17 protein-coding genes and 1 pseudogene are annotated in these 17935 nt (G+C 52.9%); 6 read left to right on the forward strand and 12 right to left on the reverse strand.

Going from position 1 to position 17935, the window contains the following annotated elements:
- Window positions 1–247 precede the first annotated feature (247 nt).
- Both GFS31_RS15300 and hetR read left to right on the forward strand, forming a co-directional pair.
- Entirely contained in the window at window positions 248–562 is a 315-nt protein-coding gene (locus GFS31_RS15300) for a hypothetical protein (RefSeq protein ID WP_198805656.1), read from the forward strand.
- A gap of 74 nt (window positions 563–636) precedes the next feature.
- Window positions 637–1575, forward strand: coding sequence for a heterocyst differentiation master regulator HetR (gene hetR, locus GFS31_RS15305; protein WP_198805657.1), 939 nt, complete (start codon window positions 637–639; stop codon window positions 1573–1575).
- 27 nt (window positions 1576–1602) lie between these two features.
- Here the strand turns inward: hetR and ruvB are convergent, their stop codons facing one another.
- The gene (ruvB, locus tag GFS31_RS15310; RefSeq protein WP_225907442.1) at window positions 1603–2883 is read right to left on the reverse strand and encodes a Holliday junction branch migration DNA helicase RuvB; all 1281 of its coding nucleotides are present in this window, start codon (window positions 2881–2883) and stop codon (window positions 1603–1605) included.
- A gap of 248 nt (window positions 2884–3131) precedes the next feature.
- Between ruvB and GFS31_RS15315 the strand changes: the two genes are divergently transcribed.
- A complete protein-coding gene (locus tag GFS31_RS15315) occupies window positions 3132–3641 on the forward strand; it encodes a pentapeptide repeat-containing protein (protein ID WP_198805658.1) in 510 nt (169 codons plus the stop codon).
- A 56-nt stretch (window positions 3642–3697) separates the two neighbouring features.
- On the opposite strand, the gene GFS31_RS15320 is transcribed toward GFS31_RS15315, so the two are convergent.
- Entirely contained in the window at window positions 3698–5515 is a 1818-nt protein-coding gene (locus GFS31_RS15320; RefSeq protein WP_263974852.1) for an ABC transporter substrate-binding protein, read from the reverse strand.
- A 254-nt stretch (window positions 5516–5769) separates the two neighbouring features.
- Between GFS31_RS15320 and GFS31_RS15325 the strand changes: the two genes are divergently transcribed.
- A complete protein-coding gene (locus GFS31_RS15325; protein ID WP_198805659.1) occupies window positions 5770–5967 on the forward strand; it encodes a hypothetical protein in 198 nt (65 codons plus the stop codon).
- 76 nt (window positions 5968–6043) lie between these two features.
- On the opposite strand, the gene GFS31_RS15330 is transcribed toward GFS31_RS15325, so the two are convergent.
- Complete coding sequence (locus GFS31_RS15330; protein ID WP_225907443.1) at window positions 6044–7882, reverse strand: adenylate/guanylate cyclase domain-containing protein; 1839 nt, start codon at window positions 7880–7882, stop codon at window positions 6044–6046.
- Between the two features lie 290 nt (window positions 7883–8172).
- Here GFS31_RS15330 and GFS31_RS15335 point away from each other — a divergent pair, with 290 nt between their 5' ends.
- Window positions 8173–9486 carry an MFS transporter gene (locus GFS31_RS15335; protein ID WP_198805660.1) on the forward strand — a complete coding sequence of 438 codons (1314 nt, stop codon included), beginning with the start codon at window positions 8173–8175 and terminating at the stop codon, window positions 9484–9486.
- 16 nt (window positions 9487–9502) lie between these two features.
- Window positions 9503–9993, forward strand: a pseudogene (locus tag GFS31_RS15340) (ISKra4 family transposase); the annotation flags it as partial.
- On the opposite strand, the gene GFS31_RS15345 reads toward GFS31_RS15340, so the two are convergent.
- The 9 genes from GFS31_RS15345 to rpoD all read right to left on the reverse strand — a co-directional run bounded on the left by GFS31_RS15345 (window position 9874) and on the right by rpoD (window position 17887).
- Window positions 9874–10389, reverse strand: coding sequence for a leucine-rich repeat domain-containing protein (locus GFS31_RS15345; RefSeq protein WP_198808325.1), 516 nt, complete (start codon window positions 10387–10389; stop codon window positions 9874–9876). The pseudogene GFS31_RS15340 and the gene GFS31_RS15345 sit on opposite strands and share 120 nt — an antisense overlap.
- A gap of 97 nt (window positions 10390–10486) precedes the next feature.
- Window positions 10487–11227, reverse strand: coding sequence for a phytochelatin synthase family protein (locus GFS31_RS15350; protein ID WP_198805661.1), 741 nt, complete (start codon window positions 11225–11227; stop codon window positions 10487–10489).
- Window positions 11228–11237: 10 nt separating this feature from the next.
- Entirely contained in the window at window positions 11238–11375 is a 138-nt protein-coding gene (locus GFS31_RS15355) for a hypothetical protein (RefSeq protein WP_198805662.1), read from the reverse strand.
- On the reverse strand, window positions 11365–11655 hold the full coding sequence (locus GFS31_RS15360) for a nucleotidyltransferase family protein (protein WP_198805663.1): 291 nt from the start codon (window positions 11653–11655) through the stop codon (window positions 11365–11367). Before GFS31_RS15360 ends, GFS31_RS15355 begins: the two co-directional genes overlap by 11 nt.
- A gap of 84 nt (window positions 11656–11739) precedes the next feature.
- Window positions 11740–12147, reverse strand: coding sequence for a HEPN domain-containing protein (locus GFS31_RS15365; RefSeq protein ID WP_225907444.1), 408 nt, complete (start codon window positions 12145–12147; stop codon window positions 11740–11742).
- Window positions 12140–12541 carry a nucleotidyltransferase domain-containing protein gene (locus GFS31_RS15370; RefSeq protein WP_225907445.1) on the reverse strand — a complete coding sequence of 134 codons (402 nt, stop codon included), beginning with the start codon at window positions 12539–12541 and terminating at the stop codon, window positions 12140–12142. Before GFS31_RS15370 ends, GFS31_RS15365 begins: the two co-directional genes overlap by 8 nt.
- Before the next feature lie 52 nt (window positions 12542–12593).
- Window positions 12594–12776: a DUF790 family protein gene (locus tag GFS31_RS15375; protein WP_198805664.1), complete on the reverse strand. Its 183-nt coding sequence runs from the start codon at window positions 12774–12776 to the stop codon at window positions 12594–12596.
- 6 nt (window positions 12777–12782) lie between these two features.
- Window positions 12783–16064 (reverse strand): helicase-related protein, encoded by a 3282-nt coding sequence (locus GFS31_RS15380; RefSeq protein WP_198805665.1) that lies wholly within the window; start codon window positions 16062–16064, stop codon window positions 12783–12785.
- A gap of 170 nt (window positions 16065–16234) precedes the next feature.
- The gene (gene rpoD, locus GFS31_RS21700) at window positions 16235–17887 is read right to left on the reverse strand and encodes an RNA polymerase sigma factor RpoD (protein WP_315865622.1); all 1653 of its coding nucleotides are present in this window, start codon (window positions 17885–17887) and stop codon (window positions 16235–16237) included.
- Window positions 17888–17935: the final 48 nt, after the last annotated feature.

A 17935-nucleotide genomic window follows, 5' to 3' on the forward strand; every position in this document is an offset into this window, starting at 1 on the left:
TTTTTTCCTGACATTTCTGCCTATTTCAGATGCCGCTGGGGCCAAGGCCAGCGGGGATAGGGGCAACGTTGGGCGCTGACCCAGGGGCCTGGGCATGGAGAGGGGGCACGTGGGGAGAGCCGAGATGGGCGACCCATCCTAGTCACGATCCGCGTCACAATCCGCGAAGTTATGAAGGCAGAGTTTTCCTGACCGAGGTGATGGGGGGCTGTAACAAGGACTAGACGCGCTAAAAAGTCAATTCACTATGCAATCTTTCTCCGCTTGGCCCGTTCGCTGCTGCTTGGTCGGTGTTGCGGGTTTTACCCTAGGCGTAGCCCTCGTGGTTAGTGATTCTCCGTTGACGGCAGGCCAGTCCGCTGAGCCTCGCTCATTTTTTCTAGAAGCCCAGGGCGAGGATCGGGGCAGTGGTCGCCTCCATCAGCCCGCCTTGATCCATCAGGCCGCCATCCGGGGCAGTGGCCGCATCAGTCCTACCCCCCCGACACCCGATGTTCAAGCCCAGACCACGGCCTACCGGGGCAGTGGTCGTATTGATCCCCACAGCCCCAACCGAGTCTAGCCGCTATCCTACCCAGCCCAGAACAGGCTACACTGCGTGTGGGTGCCTTCTTAAGATCTTGATTTTCCGTACCCATGGCTGATTCTGATCCGCAATCAACCGTTACATTTCCCGTTACCTACGATGAAGAACTGATTCGTCAGCTCAGCCCCAGCGCCATCGATCAAATTCTGCTGTATTTGGCCTTCAGTGCCATGCGGACTGGGGGGCACCGCCACGGGGCTTTTCTCGATGCGGCGGCCACGGCGGCCAAATGTGCCATCTACACCACCTACCTAGAGCAGGGCGAAAACCTGCGGATGACCGGGCATCTACACCACATCGAGCCGAAGCGGGTGAAGGCGATTGTGGAGGAAATTCGACAGGCGCTGGTGGAGGGCAAGCTGCTGAAGCTGCTGGGTTCCCAAGAGCCTCGCTACCTGATTCAGTTTCCCTATGTGTGGCTGCACCGCTACCCTTGGCAGGCCAAACAGTCGCGGGTTTTAGGCACCTCCCTCACCCCCGATGAAAAGGCTAGTCTGGTCAGCAAGCTTCCCCCCCATAGCCCCCCAGCACGCATCATCAACTCCTTTCAGTTCCTAGAGCTGATTGAAGCCCTGCACGAAAAATCCCAAGAAGACTTGCCCTCCAGCCATCGCGTCGATCTCAGTGAAGCCCTCGCCGAACACATTCGCCGCCGCCTGATTTACTCCGGCACCGTGATTCGCCTGGATACCTATGGAGGAGCCTCCTACTATGCCCTAGCGCGAAGTTCCTATTCCCCGGCTGACTCGGAAGAACGCATGTACGCCATGATTGAGGATACGGCCCAGTATTTCCGCATGATGCGCGAATGGGCCAGCCATCGTTCGGGAACCATGCGGGTGCTAGAAGAACTAGACATTGCCGCTGAGGATGTGGATCGGGCCTTCAAGGATCTCGATGAAATGATTCGGGCCTGGGCCGATAAGTACCATCGTCCGGGCGGCGAACCCATCCTGCTCCACATGGCCGTGGGCCACCATGCTCCCTAGGGGTTAGCCCCCCAAACCCCACAGAGCCTAGACGATCCGCATTTGACCGTCGGCTTCGGTCGATCCCTCGTCGTAGCCAAGGTGGCGGCGGGCGGCGGCGGTCACTACTCGCCCCCGGGGGGTGCGCTGGAGGTAGCCAATCTGCATCAGATAGGGTTCGTAGACTTCCTCAATGGTTTGGGAATCTTCTCCGGTGGCGGCGGCCATGGTTTCTAGACCCACAGGCCCCCCGCCAAAGTGTTCGATCATCACCGCCATCAGCCGCCGATCTGTCCAGTCTAGGCCGCAGGGATCGACGTTGAATAATTCTAGGGCTTCGGCGGCGAGGGCTTCGGTAATCGGCCCCGTGGCCTTCACTTCCATGTAGTCGCGCACCCGTCGCAGCAGACGGTTGGCGATGCGGGGGGTACCCCTGGCACGGCGGGCAATTTCAGCAGCTCCAGCAGGCTCGATGGGGGTATTGAGTACGTCGGCGGTGCGCTGCACAATCTGGGTAAGTTCGTCGATATCGTAAAACCGCAGCCGCTGAATCAGGCCAAAGCGATCCCGCAGCGGAGAGGTGAGGGCTCCCACCCGCGTGGTGGCCCCAACCAGGGTAAAGGGAGAAAGGGGCAGGCTACGAGTTCGGGCCGACTGCCCCTTGCCAATCGTGATATCGAGGCGGGCGTCTTCCATGGCGGGATACAGAATTTCCTCCGTCACCCTGGGCAGGCGGTGGATTTCGTCAATGAACAGCACATCCCCCGGTTTGAGGTTTACCAGCAGTCCGGCAATGTCGCGGGGGCGCTCTAGGGCAGGGGCGGTGGTGATTTTACAGGCCACCCCCATTTCCTGGGCTAAAATCAGCGCCATGGTGGTTTTCCCCAGCCCTGGTGGCCCATAGAGCAGCAGATGATCTAAGGGCTCCTGGCGAGACTTGGCGGCTTTGATGGCGATGTCGAGCACTTCCTTTAGGGCCGACTGCCCGATATATTCCTGCAAGCGCTGGGGCCGAAGCCGCTCCTCCGGGGCCGTGGCTTCATCCCCCTGAGTTGCGCCTCCCTTCACCAAGGATGCCCCCGCCGTTGATAACTCTGGCGTTGATGACTCTGGCGTTGATAACTCTGGCGTTGATGACTCTGGGGGCATCTCCCCGGTCGGGCCTGGGGGCATCGGCAGGTCGGGCTGCACAGCCTCCTCTGGGGCAGCGATGGAGGTCTCTCCGGTCTGGCCAGACGGGGGCTTTGGCTTGCCTTTGCCCCGCCGCCCCTGGGCCGTTGCCGGGGAGGGGGAATTGGGGTCGGGCTGATGGGAGGAGACAATGGCCATGGGAAACCCACTTGCAGAAGGCTCCTCTATCATACGGCGGGCCGCAAAGCGGGTGTCTCGGCTCGGTCTAATCGGGGCTCACGGGGCTTGAACTTGTCCTAAGAATGTTGCTAAAACCGATGGAAACCAAGAACGGTGCCCCCGTTGAGGGCATAGTGGAGGGGAAGCCTTGGGGGAGAAGGGCATTGGTACTAAGGCCATGCTTCCCAGGGCCGTGGGTAATGCCCCCGTTGGCGAAGGAGAGTCCTATGGTATCAACCACGCTGCGAGAACTAATCCAACGGTACTACCAGGCCGGATCCCGGGATTTGCACGGGCTAGACCTCCAGGGCCTAGACTGGAAAGGTGCCCACCTGGCCGATGTAGATTTGCGACGGGCCAACCTCAGTAAGGCCAACCTGTTTCAGGCGGATCTCACCCACATCAACGGCTACCAACTGCTGCTGGCCCATGGCGACTTGCGGGAAGCCTCCCTGGCCGAGGCAGTGCTCATTGAGGCGGATCTACGGCGTATCCACGGGCACCGGGCCACCCTGGTCAATGCCGACCTTCGCAAGGCCATCTTGGCCCACAGCGAACTCAGCCACGCCAACCTAGAGGGGGCTAACCTCAGCCATGCCGACCTCAGCCACGTAAATTTCTACTGGGCCAACCTGCGCCACGCCAACCTCACGGGGGCCAACCTCACCGGGGCCGACCTCACCGGGGTGAAATGGCAAGACACCGTTATGCCTGATGGCACCCTGCGTTCTGACTAGGACAAACCGAGCCAGCTCGCGCCCCACCTGCTCCTAACCCTGACCAGGGGAAAGGGCTAATCCTCCGCAATTTGCAGTTCATGGATATTCCAGAATGCGCCGCCGATGGCCGTGTACTGCACCCCCTCCACGGTATTACGCACCGCCGCCAGGGAGAGATTGTTGATCAGGTAGATAAAGGGCAGGTATTCCTGGGTCAGTTGCTGGGTTTCCTTGTACAGCTCAAAGCGTCGCTCCTCATCAATTTCCTGGGCAGCCTGGATGTAGAGATCGGCGATGCGGCGTTCCCAGTCGGCAGCTTGCCAGCCCTCTAGGGGCGTTTGGCTGGGGCCAGCCTGTTGGTTAAAGGCGTGCAATGCGCCATCCAGCAGCCACACATTGGCACCGCCGTTGGGTTCTAGCCCCCCGGTTAGGCTCAGAATGCAGGCTTCCCACTCCAGGCTATCCGTGAGGCGATCGACCAGCACGTTGAAGGCAAGGGGCTGAAAGTCTACCTGAATGCCCAGTTGCTCCAGATCGCTTTTAATTTGCGCCCCGATGGCTTCGCGGATGCGGTTGCCAGAGTTGGTAATCAGGGTAAACCGCACCCGGTTGCCGTCGGGGTCTACTAATTGACCCGAACCATTGATCGAAAAGCCCGCCGAAATTAGCAGTTCCTTGGCTTTTTCGGGATTATAGTCGTAGGTGCGAAGGCCCATTTCCGGCGGCGCAAAGAAGGGGCTGGGCACGGAGATCGGGGAGGTTTGGACAGCCCCTAACCCTTGGAAAATGTTGTTGATCAGGGTGTCTCGGTCGATGCCGTAGGAAATAGCCTGCCGGAAAGTGACATCGTTAAACCAGCGGGAGCGAATGGGATCCACTAGGGGTCTACCGTTGCGGCTGGCCTGATTGAGGTTAAAAAAGAAAAAGTTGGTGCCCAGGTCGGGGCCACCGTTGTAAATGGTGAAGTTGCCGCGCTCCTCCTCCTGCTTCAGCAAGGAAAAGAAACCGGGCTGCACCCCAACGGAATCTAGGCCCCCGGATCGAAATTGCAGGAACGCCGTATCCGTCGATCCAACAATTTGCCAAACCACTTGATCGATGAAGGGCTGGGGGTTGCCCGTCTCATCCTTGCGCCAGTAGTGGGGATTACGCTCAAAAATCACGCGCTCCCCAGGGATGTATTGGCCGAGGCGATAGGGGCCATTGGTAATAATTTGAGCCGGGGGCGTATCGGTGCCCCAGGTGGATAGGAATAGGGGGGTGCCGTCGGAGCCTCGGGTTTCTACCGCTGGGCGCAGAATGTGGGCCGGGATGATTTCTGTGGCGGTGTTGCGCAGAATGGGGGCAAAGGGTTCGGGCAGGGAAAACTGCACCCGCCGCTCGTCCACCGCCGTGACGGTGGGCAGCAAGCCCTGGGTGCCGATGCGGAAGCTATCGCGGCCATTGGTGGGGATGTCGGGGTTAAACAGCACGTCGTAGGTAAAGACCACGTCCTCCACGGTCAGCGGTTCCCCATCCGACCACTGCAATCCCTCCCGCAGGGTAAACACAATGGTTTTGCCGTCCTCAGAAATGTCCCAGGTCTCTGCCAGGGCCGGAATCACGTCTCCGGTCAAACCGTCGGTGCCCGTCAACCCCTCAAAAGTCCAGGGAAAAATGTTGGGCGATTCCTGGCTCAAAATCGGGTTAAAAGTTTTGGGATCGCTGAGGGTGCTCAACACCAGACGCGGCACATTGGCCTCGGCCTTGGCAAACTGCTCTAGGCTGCACCCTCCCAGGGGCAGCATAAACACAAGGACGAGCAGCGCCGCTACCATCCCGCGCCACCGCCGCCAAGGCCGCGAGATCTGCCCCTTCAGACTGTGCCAGCCCCGCATGGACAGTTGTGCCATGGAATTCCCCTCTGCCAGTTACCTCAATCACTCACTATAGCGACTGAGGGCGCGATAATCCGTTCCCCCCAGGCCTGGGCAAACCGTGAACAAAGGTATCGCCAGGATTACTAAGGATGAACAAAGATTCTTTTTTGTGACAGCTTTTCATTTTGTGATTGTTTATACAGTTTTTCAGATTATTTTGATTAGTGAGGGGTCGTTCCATCCCCTGCCTGCGCTACTCCACCCTAGCTTTCTCCAGAGGTTCCGCCATGTCTGCCCAAGAACAAGCCCGTGCGCTGATGATGCGTCACCACCACATGATTAAGAATCGCCAGCAATCGATGCTGTGCCGCACCAACGAGGAAGTAGGAATGCCCGGTGATGCCCACCACTGGAGCAATATCCAAGGCAAGCCCTCCGCCAATGCCGCCCGCAGCTACGACCGCAGCGGATCGGCCATGAGCTAGGGGCCGTAGCGCCTAGGGGCAAACCCGCAGTTTTTGAGTGGCCTCATGGCATCCATCCCGCACCCTAACCCTCGTCCTAGGTGTTTACAGACACTCCAGGGACGGGGGTTGCTTGTAGGCTTGGGGGGGAGACGTTAGGCTGTCGTCCCCGCAGCCAGTAGGTTTCCATCTCGCCGCGCCCTTTGATGGGGATGGTGCCCCGCGATTCTAGGTGGTAGCGGTCTTTGAGGCACTCGTAGGTAGCGGCGGTCACTTGAATTAGCCCCGGTTCCCCAGAGGATTCCATGCGGCTGGCCACGTTGACGGCATCACCCCAGAGGTCATAGATAAACTTTTTGGTGCCAATCACCCCAGCCACCACCACCCCGGTATTGATGCCAATCCGAATGCTAATGGGGTCGTCTTCTCCGAGGTCAAAGGCGGCGACCACCTGCTGCATGGCCAGGGCCATTTCGGCCATGGCTTCGGCGTGGTCGGGGCGGGGGGTGGGCAGACCAGCGGCCACCATGTAGGCATCGCCAATGGTTTTGATTTTCTCTAGGCCAAACTGCTCGGCAAGGGCGTCGAAACTGGAGAAAATATCGTTGAGCATTTCCACCAGCCGAATTGGGGAGAATCGGCTGGAAAGCTGGGTAAAGCCCACAATGTCGGCAAACAGAATGGAGACCTCATCAAAATGCTGGGGCACCGAAGCCTGGGTCTTCATCAGTTCGTCGGCGATGGGTTCGGGCAGAATGTTCAGCAGTAGGGTTTCGGCCCGCTGCTGTTCCTCTTGCAGTTTTTCAGCGCTAACCTGTAGCTCGCCCAGCATGTCGTTGACCCGCTGGCTAAGCTGGCTGAGTTCGTCCTGGCCCTGCACCGCCACCCGCTGCGTTAGGTCATTCGAGCGGCCAATCTGCTGCACCTCCTGGCTGAGGTAGACGACCCGCCGCAAAATCACCCGATCCAGCAGCAGCAAAATCGCCCCGGTGGAGATGATGCAAGCCCCCAGCAGCGCCAAACCCAGGGATCGCTGACTGAGTTGCCCCTGGCGGTAAATGTCGCGGGGCAGGGTAACGTCCAAGAGCGCTTGGGGTTGGCCATAGATGTCGGGCCACAGGGCATAGCCTTTGATCAGGTGCCGATCTTGGACGTATAGCCGGGTGGGCGATGGAACCCGCCCCAGGGTGGGGATCTGGACTCGGTTGGCGGCTCGGCGGGTAGCGATTTCAGCCATCATTGGCTCTAGCAAATCCTGGAGGTCGGCATTCAGGAAGCGGCTGTCCCCTTGATTGTCGAGGGAGTCAACCTTTGGATGCACGGTCAGGCTAACCTGGGTGCGGCGGGAGAGATCCGCCACCACGGCCTGGTTCAGATAGCGCCCCATCAGCATGGCTCCCCTCGGTGGGCCAGTGGCGTCACTTCGCAAAATCGGCTCTACCACCGTCAGCATGAGGTGATCATCCGCGCGCATCAACCCCTGGTGGTGGTAGGCCACATGGGGAAACCTGAGCAGCGGGCTATCGGCCTCCAGTTGAGCCAGAATGCCGGGGGGAACGGGGGCAAACTCGCCCTTTTCTAGGTCGTAGGCGTTGCTGTAGATCACCTCGCCCTCGGTGTTCACCAGCACCAGAACATTCATTCTCAGGCTTTCAAAGGCGTATTTCTGAAAGTTGGAGGTCACGTAGGCCGCGTTGCCGTCGCGCATAAATTGGTAGGTGTCATCCCAGGCGGCCCAGTCTTCAGTGAGGCTGTGCAAATGGTTCAGATCACTAATGACCGCCTCCTCGACCCTCTGCACATTGCGCTGGGCGTCCTCCTGCTCTAGGCGATGGTAACTGCGCTGCAAAATTACCGACAAACTGGCATAGACCAACACCAGAAACCCCAGCAGGGGCACCGTCGTCAATAGGAGGGTCTTTTGGCGTAGGTTCATGGTGGGGCGTTCATCGGGCGTTGTGGCAAGGTGAGAGAAGCGGCCTAGGATGGACGGACAACACGGCCCCCCTTGTAGCCTACTTCCTGACTACCGTGGGTGACGAGGAAAATTCAGACAACCCACATAAAATGTAGGGCTTTCATTACCTTTGGCCCGTAGGACGCAGAATACACAGGCAGGGTTGCCCCGCCCCCCGTTGCCTGGTCGAGCCTTGAAATATTTGTTTACATTAAGACAGGGGTTGCTGACCCCAATGTCGTGATCACCTCATCGGGGAGTCTTCCGCCGTGACGATTTTTTCCACCTTTAGCCCAGCGGTGCGGGCCAATTTAGCCGTTCTCTTTGCCGCAGGGCTGTGCTTTTGGTCGGGATTGGCGGGGCTGTTGCCCACCCTGCCCTTGTTCATCGAAACCCTCGGCGGCAGCGGTCAGCAAATCGGCATTGTGATGGCCTCCTTTGCCATTGGCCTCTTGGTGGCCCGCCCCACCCTGTCCCGTTTGGCGGATACCCGTGGCCGCAAACTGGTGATGATCATTGGCCTGATCGCCGTGGCCATGGCCCCCTTTGGCTATCTGCTGGTGCAAATGCTGCCCCACCTCCAGGTTCCGGTGTCCCTGGCAGGGCGAGATTTTGTGGTGGATGGATCGATCCTCGCCCTGATTGCCATTCGTGCCTTCCATGGCCTCAGCATTGCCGCTTTTGTGGTGGCCTACAGCGCCCTAGTGGTAGATCTCGCGCCCCCCGCCAATCGCGGCGAACTGATTGGTTATATGACCCTGGTGAACCCCATTGGCCTTGCCCTGGGGCCAGCCCTCGGCGGCTTTTTGTACGAAGCATCGGGCTTTCGGGTAGCGTTTTTGATGATGGGCGTTCTGGGATTTCTGGGCCTCATCCTGGTGCTGCGCCTAGAGGAACCCCAACGTCCCCATGTAGACCGCACCAACACCGACGCCACCACCTTTTGGAGCCAGCTCTGGTCGGGCCGCGTGCGGACTCCCGCGATGATTTTGCTCTTGGTAGGTCTCGCCTTTGGCACCCTCAGCACCTTTGTTCCCCTCTACGTGCGCGAGGCCGGATTGGCCCTGAACGTGGGCCTGATCTACACCGCCTCTGCCGTGGCCAGTTTCACTTCCCGCATCGTCGTGGGTCGCGCCTCCGATCGTCACGGACGGGGACGATTCATTACCGCCAGCCTGCTGATCTACAGCTTCGCCATGGGAATGTTCTGGCTGGCCGATAGCGCCCCTCTCTTCCTGTTGGCGGGCGTCATCCAAGGCTTTGGGGCTGGAACCCTGATTCCCATGATTGCCGCCCTGATGGGCGACCGCTCCAGCCCTGCCGACCGAGGCCGCACCTTTGGCCTCGCCATGGTCGGCTTTGATGTGGGCATCGCCCTGGCTGGCCCCATCTTTGGCACCATTGCCGATGCCCTCAGCTATCGCGGCATCTTTGGCCTCGCCGGAGTGATGACCTTCGCCGGGCTGTTGATTTTTATCACCGCCTCCAGCAAAGACCTACCCCACTCGCTGCGCTTTGCCCTCGGTCAAGGGCGCGACATCTATGCCGTAGACGGCTGGCAAGGCCAAACCAACCCAGACTAACGCCTACCCACGGTACAATGAGAGCCTGATTGATTATCTCAGTGCTCAACGATTGCTCTCCCCGTTGGTCTGTCTGGGCGATGGTCACGCTGGGGTGTGGAATTTGTTTAGTCAACTCACCACCGTTGAGACCCGTTTAGAGATTCTGGATTGGTATCACCTCAAAGAAAACCTCTATAAAGTCGGTGGGTCGCTCAAGCGCTTAGCAGCGGCGGCAACGCTGCTATGGCAGGGTCAGGTGGAGGCGGCATGGCGCTCTTCGCCAACCATCGGCGCAAGCAAGCCCGCAATTTTGAAGCCTATCTGAGTACCCATCAGGCTCGTATCATCAACTCTGGGGTCTACCAGAGCGAGCAGCTCTGTTCTATTGGCTCAGGGGCGGTCGAGTCAGCGGTCAAACAGATTGGGCGACGCCTCCAAATCTCCGGTGCCCACTGGAATACGGCCTCTGTCAATGCGATGTTGAATCTGCGCTGTGCCTACCTCAATGGGCAACTCGCCAGTTGACTGTTTCATCGAAAGTGGGATGCTCCCTTTTGGGTCTGCTAAAAATGAAATATCGCTGATTTGATTGTCACTTAAATCCAGCGACGTGAGCCCCTTCAGGTCTGCTAAAAATGAAAAGCTCGGCAGGTTGACCTGAGATAGAAACCAATGCCTGATGTGGCTGAACTGCCAGAAAGGAAAGTCCACCAATAGCTCACTGGTTACAGGTCTCAAAAAGAGCCCACTAACGGTACCCTTCCTCGTGATAGAACAGGAGCCTTTTTCAATGCGGTCTGGACTCTTCCAATCCCGTACTGCCATTGCTTGACTGTGCCGTTCAAACCGGGCTTCAGGGATTTCTTCTAGGGGGCGGCCCAGAAGGTCTTCCAGTTGGCGAATGAGGGCTAGGTCAGACATGGGGGTTTAGGCGTGACAGTTCAGGGGAGGGATGGCAAGGCAAGGCTTTGTTAGGTCTTGATCGACAAACTTAATCTACAAACTTAGGCTAGACAGATCACTCATCCCCAGATTGCGCCTCAATCAACAAAAAACCACGGGTTTGGCCCGATACCGAATCTACGGTGTTGATCGCCTGCCACAGCAAATCAGCCTCCACCCACACGGGGGGATACTTGTAGCGCGACACATCCAAAATCAACAACTGGTCGGTATCGGCATCGTAGGCGGCGATGGGGGAAATGTGGCCACCCCGCTCTTGGCCGATGGTGCGGCGCAGGTAGTTGATCAGCACATAGTTGCCGGGGGTGTCGAGGTTGGCACGAATCAGGTCGCGAAATTCCCCTAGGCTGACCTCGCTGCCGTGGTGAATGTCCACCTGAACGGGGTAGGTGGCCAAAATTCCGGCTAGTTCCGCCAGGGTTAGCCCCTGCCGCGCAATGGTGGCCTGGGGAATAATCGCCTCGGTTTGGTCGTTAAACAGATTCTCCTGGGTGAAGTAGCCGCGTTCCCATTCCGGCGCGAGGGGGGCGGGCACATTCAAGGCATTCAGCACCATCACCATACTGGCCACACCGCAAAAGGCTTGGTTAATTTGGGTGACAAACTGGCTGGTCAGGGGCACGTAATCGGCCAGGGCTTCGCTGTCCCGCAACCGCGCCTGTCCCTCAGCAGAATTGAGGTCGGTGAGATGATCCGGCAAGGGCAGGGTTTGGGCCAGCAGCGGAGGAGCCGCGACCAACAGCCCAGCCAAAGGGGCCAGCCAGAGGGCGCAGAATCGTCGTTGTCCGAGCGTCATTAAGGTTTCCTCACATCATGCGAATAACAGCATCAAAAGTTCGATCATCCGCCACAAAGCTATCCAAGGCCATGTCTTCGGTATAACGTAATACTTTTTCTCCTGCGGTCAGAATATCGGTCAGATAAAGTCGAAGATCACGGGACATGGACGGCCTCTTTTTCTACTATCTCTTGTAGCTGAGGCTTAAGTGATTTCCAGCTTACAAGATCCACCTTTTTGCCCAGGTTGTCTTCTAGGTAAAACTTGATATCCATATAGCGATCAAAGGTGATCGGTGGTTCCAACTCAACCAGAATATCAATATCGCTTGTGGGGGTAGTTTCATCCCGTGCCACTGAACCAAATAGAGCAAGGGATCGCACTCCCAAATCCTTTAATGCCGTTTGATGTTGCTTTAAGAATTCCAGAACTGTCTCACGCTGCATCTTGTTTGGCCGACTCCATATTTGATGAACTCTAGAGGTAGGACAATTTCAATCAGTTTTTGCCCTAGGTCACAATCTCTTCACCTAGGGCGACAGTGAAAAACCCCGCTGTACCAAGTCAGCTTGGACGGATGACAGCACTTCCTGGGCCAGTGCCAAGGCAGCTTGGGCATCCTCTTGGGTTGGATCTTCTAGGCTGCTAGGATAGCGGCTCTCAACAGCCCATTCTGTCAACCTTGGCAGGTTAGCAAGTTGGCTACAGGCCCAGTCTTTGGGAAAAAGTGAGGCGAGAAGTTCCAAGTCGTGACGAAACGGAAACTCTATCTGGAGAAAAATTAGGGCTGCTTTTAAGCTTTTCTCAGCAGCTTGTTGCGCCAAAAAGCAAATTTGTGGAGCAAACGTATCCCCTTCACGCGCCAGGGTTTGCGCGGCGGTGAAGTCCCGTTGAGCATAGGCCATCCAGCGGCGAGTCTCAACGATAATTTTATTCATCTCGCTCATAAATCACCTTGCCTTCTCGGAGAGCAGGTCTGAGAATTGGGCCGACTAAATCTCCATACTCCTTAATTTCTGCCGGGGTTGTCACCACAATATCCTTAGCAACGGGTAAATCTGCCAAGATGCTGCGGATAGCGATGGTCGTTTCCCGCTTGTGTGTTAGCTCAGCAAACACCACCAGCAGATCAATATCGCTATCTGCCGTAGCGTCTCCCCTGGCATGGGAGCCAAACAGGATAATTTTGAGGGGATCAAACTGCTCAACGATGCGATCCGTCATCACCTGGAGCCAGGGAACCGGGGTGGGTGGCAAGGGCAAGGGCATAGGCCAGCGGGGGTTGGCAATAGTGGCATGATAGCCCCTGAGCAGGGCATCGGCGTATAGCATGGCGGCTAGCGCGTAGGCGACAAAGGCTTACCGTTCTTGCTTTCGATAGCGTCTAGGGATCCAAAATCTCTAGTACCGCCTTGGGTTGCAGCTTGTTTTTGAACCACACGATGGGCACAGGCACCTGGTTCACGTCCACCCCGGCTTTTTCGAGGTTCAGCCGTTCGGAGATGGCGAGGATCAGGTTGGTGCGGTCGGATTTGCGGACTTGGGCAATTTCTTTGAGGGTGTTCAACTAGGCTTATTGAGACTTAAACCATTCATAGCAAACTAACTGAATGTCATTATGGACAATGGATTCATAAGGCTGTTCTTCTTCATGCGCAGTCAAAAGGTCGCGCCCGATTTCCTGCTCCACAAAAAACTCATCTAAAGAATCTACTAGAGCAAGCCTGTTACCATGCTCTTTAAAGCTATTCCATATTACTCGAATCTCCTTATCGTAAGCTCTCAGCTCTTCATTCATCAGAATACTTGTGACCTTATCCAAGGAATCCATCGGTATATCATTGAGACTTTTTATCCAGTCTTGATCGGTTAAAGCTGTGTAAATGGTGTTGATAAGCTTATTCATTTTTCTAGGAATTCTGGATCTTGTCTGAACTTGCTTAAGTTCCTCTAGAACATTGTTGATTGCGTCCTCCAGAATAGGAAAAATCAAATAATCGAAAATTACTGGCATTAAATTATTAGGGTAGTCATTATATGTACATTCGATCATCTTAAAGATCTTCCGCTTTTCTTTGATAGCAGAAGTATTATCTGTAGATATCTTGCCATTGATTCGATGATAAAAATGCCAAAAATGACGATCTTTAGCTCGAAATGCGAGGAAAACCCCATCTATTCCGTCTGTTCGAGTGCTGTGAATTCCCATAGGAATATCCTCGATCATTTCTTGCCCTGACTGAGCTAGGAAATCTAAAAGAGGGAATCTCATCTGATCGGCAGAAATAAATTCAACACTTTGCTCTAGATCATTGAGTATAGCTGTTTTTTCGGCTTCGCTATCTGCCTGATTAAGACGTATTAGTTCGTCGATTGATCTGTCTGAGATTTCTTCTCCTAGAACACTACCATCTAAGCCGACTTCACTATCGATAGTGGCAATTCGATCTTGAAGACGCTTCACTAGATTGATCAGATTCTCTAGCCCCTCTTCGGGAAAGCAGTTGTAAATGAAGAGCAGGTCATGGAGAGTACCAATGCGATCAATCCTACCAGCCCTCTGAATCATTCGCACTGGATTCCAGTGCAGATCATAGTTAATGAGTATCCCAGCATCCTGAAGGTTTTGTCCCTCAGACAAGACATCAGTACAAATCAGAATATCTATAGGATTGTCCTGAGCATCTTGATATTGTTCTTCGTCTTCACAGTTGGAACTAGGCGCAAATCGTCTAACCTTTTCCCATCGTTGCTGCCCTGATGTTGCTCCAGTCAGTACGTCTATCCTAGGTTTGCGTTTACCCTGTTCATCTACTATCTCCATAGCTTTAAGCCACTCTTCATCCCGAAGGAGTTCTCTATGTAGATATAGAGCTGTTTCTTTGAAGTAGCTAAATACTAAAATTTTTCTGCCTTTCAAATCTGATCTTGTTAGATTCTTAAAAGCCATTAGCTTCCGATCATAGTCTTTTCCTTGCGCTACAGAATCTTGAATTCTCCGTAGCTTGTCGAGAATATCTTTCAAACTCTTAGAGTCATCAGATATTCTTTCTTTTAGCTGATGAATATCATAGTCTGCAATAGAGATATTTTCTAATGAATTCAAAAGTTCACTAATTTCAATATTGCTTTCTGGATCAGTTTCCGCTGCGATGATCTTGCGGAACATTTTTGAATTTAAAACCTTGCTATCATCTATGCAATCTAAAAATTTAGCTTGAAAATTTCTCTGTGTTTGGATACTAGCTTCAAATGCTGCAATTGAACTTTCTAATCGCTTTAGCCATAGAGACTGCATCAAGGCAACCAAAGCTTTATTTCGTTTTACTTGAATCTTCTCATCTCTGCTCTGCCTACGCTTAAAGGATTCAATATTATATGGAGCTAAGTGTAATTGCTCAATCTGTTTTCCGATTTCAGCATATAGCCCTTCAAAGCTATCTTCAAAGTTATAGGTAAATTTTTCTAGCTTTCGCTGGGGAAATCGAATCTCTTTTCCTGCAATCTTAATCTCTTCTCCTGCCTCTTGCCGCTTAATTACATCCTGCCGAGATCGTCTTACCATTGTTTGGAGTAGTAATTCAGTAATGTCAGCATTGCCCTTGGAAAGTGCATTAAAATAGCCTTTTAGATTATGGATTCCCCAGCTTCGATAGTATGAATCTATATTGCGAGCCATGAGTAATATCTGGTGATATAGATCGTAAATACTGTTATTGATAGGTGTTGCTGTTAACAGCACGATCTTTTTATCTCGCTTCCCTGCGCCCAAAAGTTTTTGAAGGTTTTGATAGCGATTTGTTCCAGAGTTTCTAAAATTATGTGACTCATCTATAACGATGATGTCATGATTCTTATAGGCTCCAACATTAAACGTGGTGCGCCCAAGTTCTTCTTGGGAAACGATATCAGCTTTAAGTCCAAACTCATCTAGTTTTTTGCGCCAAATTAAATTCCGAAGCTGAGCTGGACAAATGACTAAGGCACGGGGCACACGACCTGGTTCCCTATCTTTAACTAAGTAATGTTCAATCAGACGCAATCCAATAAACGTTTTTCCCAAGCCTACAGCATCGGCTATCATCACAGATTGGTGGCGATCTAATAGTCTAACGGCTCGCTCAAAACCCTCTTGCTGAAAACTGGCTAAATCTAGTACTGTCCGACCATCGCCGTTGTTCTGAATATCCTCTCGAAAAAGCTCAAATAATGCTTTAATAAAGACCTGATAAGGTGTGTATTGCTTGCTGCCAAATTTCGAGCTTTCTAAAATATCTAAAAGCTTGGGCTTGTAATCTTGATCGACCTCTGGATCGTTCCAAAATTTCTGAAACCAATTCTGTCGAAGATCCCGACTTATTGATTCTTGCTTAATCAGAATGTTTAACTCTGTATTGCCTGACAGACCGGATGGTGTCAAATTACTGGAACCAATGATGCTGTTATGGTCGAAGATATAAGCTTTTGCATGAAGGAATTTAGCACTTGCCCCCTCAGCACCACCATATAGTCTTACTTGTACGTGATCTTGTTTGAGAAAGTTAATTAAGTTCTCAATTAGTGCCTTATAGTCGCGATTAAAATCTTGTTGATCTAATTGCTCCTGGATATTACGACGATAATACGTCCTCAAATCAATGCGATCAATCTCTGCTGGTCTAACAGATGGCTCCCGACCAATCAGTAAGCGTAAGCCGTTTAACTGGTTAAATCCTTCCTGAAGCCTAGACCATACCTCCACCTGGAAATAGCCTGTAACAATGTCTAGCTCTCTCTCTGAATGATGCAGGATAAGCGTGCGGAGTACGTCTTCAAGTTTATGGAGATCATTATCAATATAGTCAGGTAGGTGCATGAGATTTAATCAGCTCCTTATCTAAGAATGACCAGTATATTGCGAGTCGATCCAGATATAAAAATATATTGAAAGCTATATTGACAAGGATTTTTCCTGAATTTCTTCAGATTCTTGATTACTCGTGCTTAGTAAATTATCTGGGGATTGATCATTTTTCTGCATACATTTCATCGAATATATTCCTTGAGAATGCTGTTGCGGTTGGGGTGGCGCAACTTACGCAACGCCTTCGCTTCAATCTGGCGAATGCGCTCGCGAGTGACGTTAAAAATCTGACCAATTTCTTCCAGGGTTTTCATCCGGCCATCATCTAGGCCGTAGCGCAGCCGCAGCACATCCCGCTCACGGGGGCTGAGGGTGCTCAGAACGCTTTCGAGATCTTCCCACAGTAAACTCTTGGATACCTGATCTTCGGGGGTTTCACCATCAAACTCAATAACGTCTCCCAGGCAAGTATCTTCCCCTTTATGAATGGGGGTTTCGAGGGAAAGGGGAAGCTGTTCTGCTTTGGCAATAAAGCGCAGCTTTTCAGTGGTCATTTCCATGCGGACGGCAATTTCTTCCTCGGTGGGCTTGCGTCGCAGTTCTTGGGAAAGTAGCTTGGTCGTCTTTTTAATGCGGGAAATGGTTTCGTACAGGTGGACGGGTAGGCGAATGGTGCGGGATTGATCGGCAATCGCCCGGGTGATGGCTTGGCGAATCCACCAGGTCGCGTAGGTGGAGAACTTGCAGCCTCTTTCGGGATCGAACTTTTCAGCGGCGCGAATCAGCCCTAGGCTACCTTCCTGGATTAAGTCTTGGAATTCAAGACCACGGTTCAAATACTTCTTGGCGGTGGAAACCACCAGCCGCAGGTTAGACTGCACCATTTTGTCTTTGGCCCGTCGCCCCACATGGACGCGATGGCAAAAGGCACCCACGGTAAAGGTGGTGCCTTCGTCCTGCATGACGGCAGCGGCCCATTGCTCCCACTCTTCAGCAGTCAGTTCCTGGGGTAGGCTCTGGAACTTTTCATCCCAGTTGTCAGAAATTTCATCAAAAATGCGCTCTAGCTTCATCAGGTCCGCAATTTTACGGGCCAGTTCAATTTCTTCCTCCGCCCTGAGTAAGCGAGTGCGGCCAATTTCTAAAAGATATATAAGTATACTATCAGATGGTTTTCGCGACCCTTTGCCGCGAGTTGATTCAGCTTTCTTGAATATATTTAAGTCACGAATTATCTGATGTTGTTGATAATGAATCTCGAAAGGTTTCTGATCTCGATTTAATCTAAGAGAATCAATGTATCTTAGTGATCTAAAATCAGGATATATGCGATCTACAGAGAGAAATGCAAAAAAAATTTTCCTTTCATGTCTTGGATTATTAGTAGAAGCACGAGCAGATGCAAATATTATGTTTTCATAGTTATATACTCCAACCAGTACTTTTCTTGATACATTATCTATGCTATCTAAGGCTCTATGTACTTTCTTTAAATATTCTTTTGTCTTCGATAATGTGAGGTCGATAAATCTAAAGTCTATAAAAAATATCTGAAAAATACTACTGCTATCTTTATAATCAGCAATTAAATAAATTTCATTAATGGCACTATTAAATACCGAATATCTAGATCGAATGTCTGCTTCTATTGGATATGGATTGTCTGAAGATTGATATCCGAGTTGTCTAAATAATTTGACAACACCCTCAACAGATATAATCTGGCTAATATCACTTTCGTCCACCAAAAACCCATTGGAGTTTTCATCTGAAGATTCTGAGACATCTTCTATTATCAATTCAATATCAGATGAGAATTCTAGCAGGTCAATCATTTTGGGTGACGCAGGTCCTTACATCCGAGGTATTACGGAGAACATGAC

Source organism: Leptolyngbya sp. BL0902, assembly GCF_016403105.1.
Taxonomy (GTDB): Bacteria; Cyanobacteriota; Cyanobacteriia; order Phormidesmidales; family Phormidesmidaceae; genus Nodosilinea.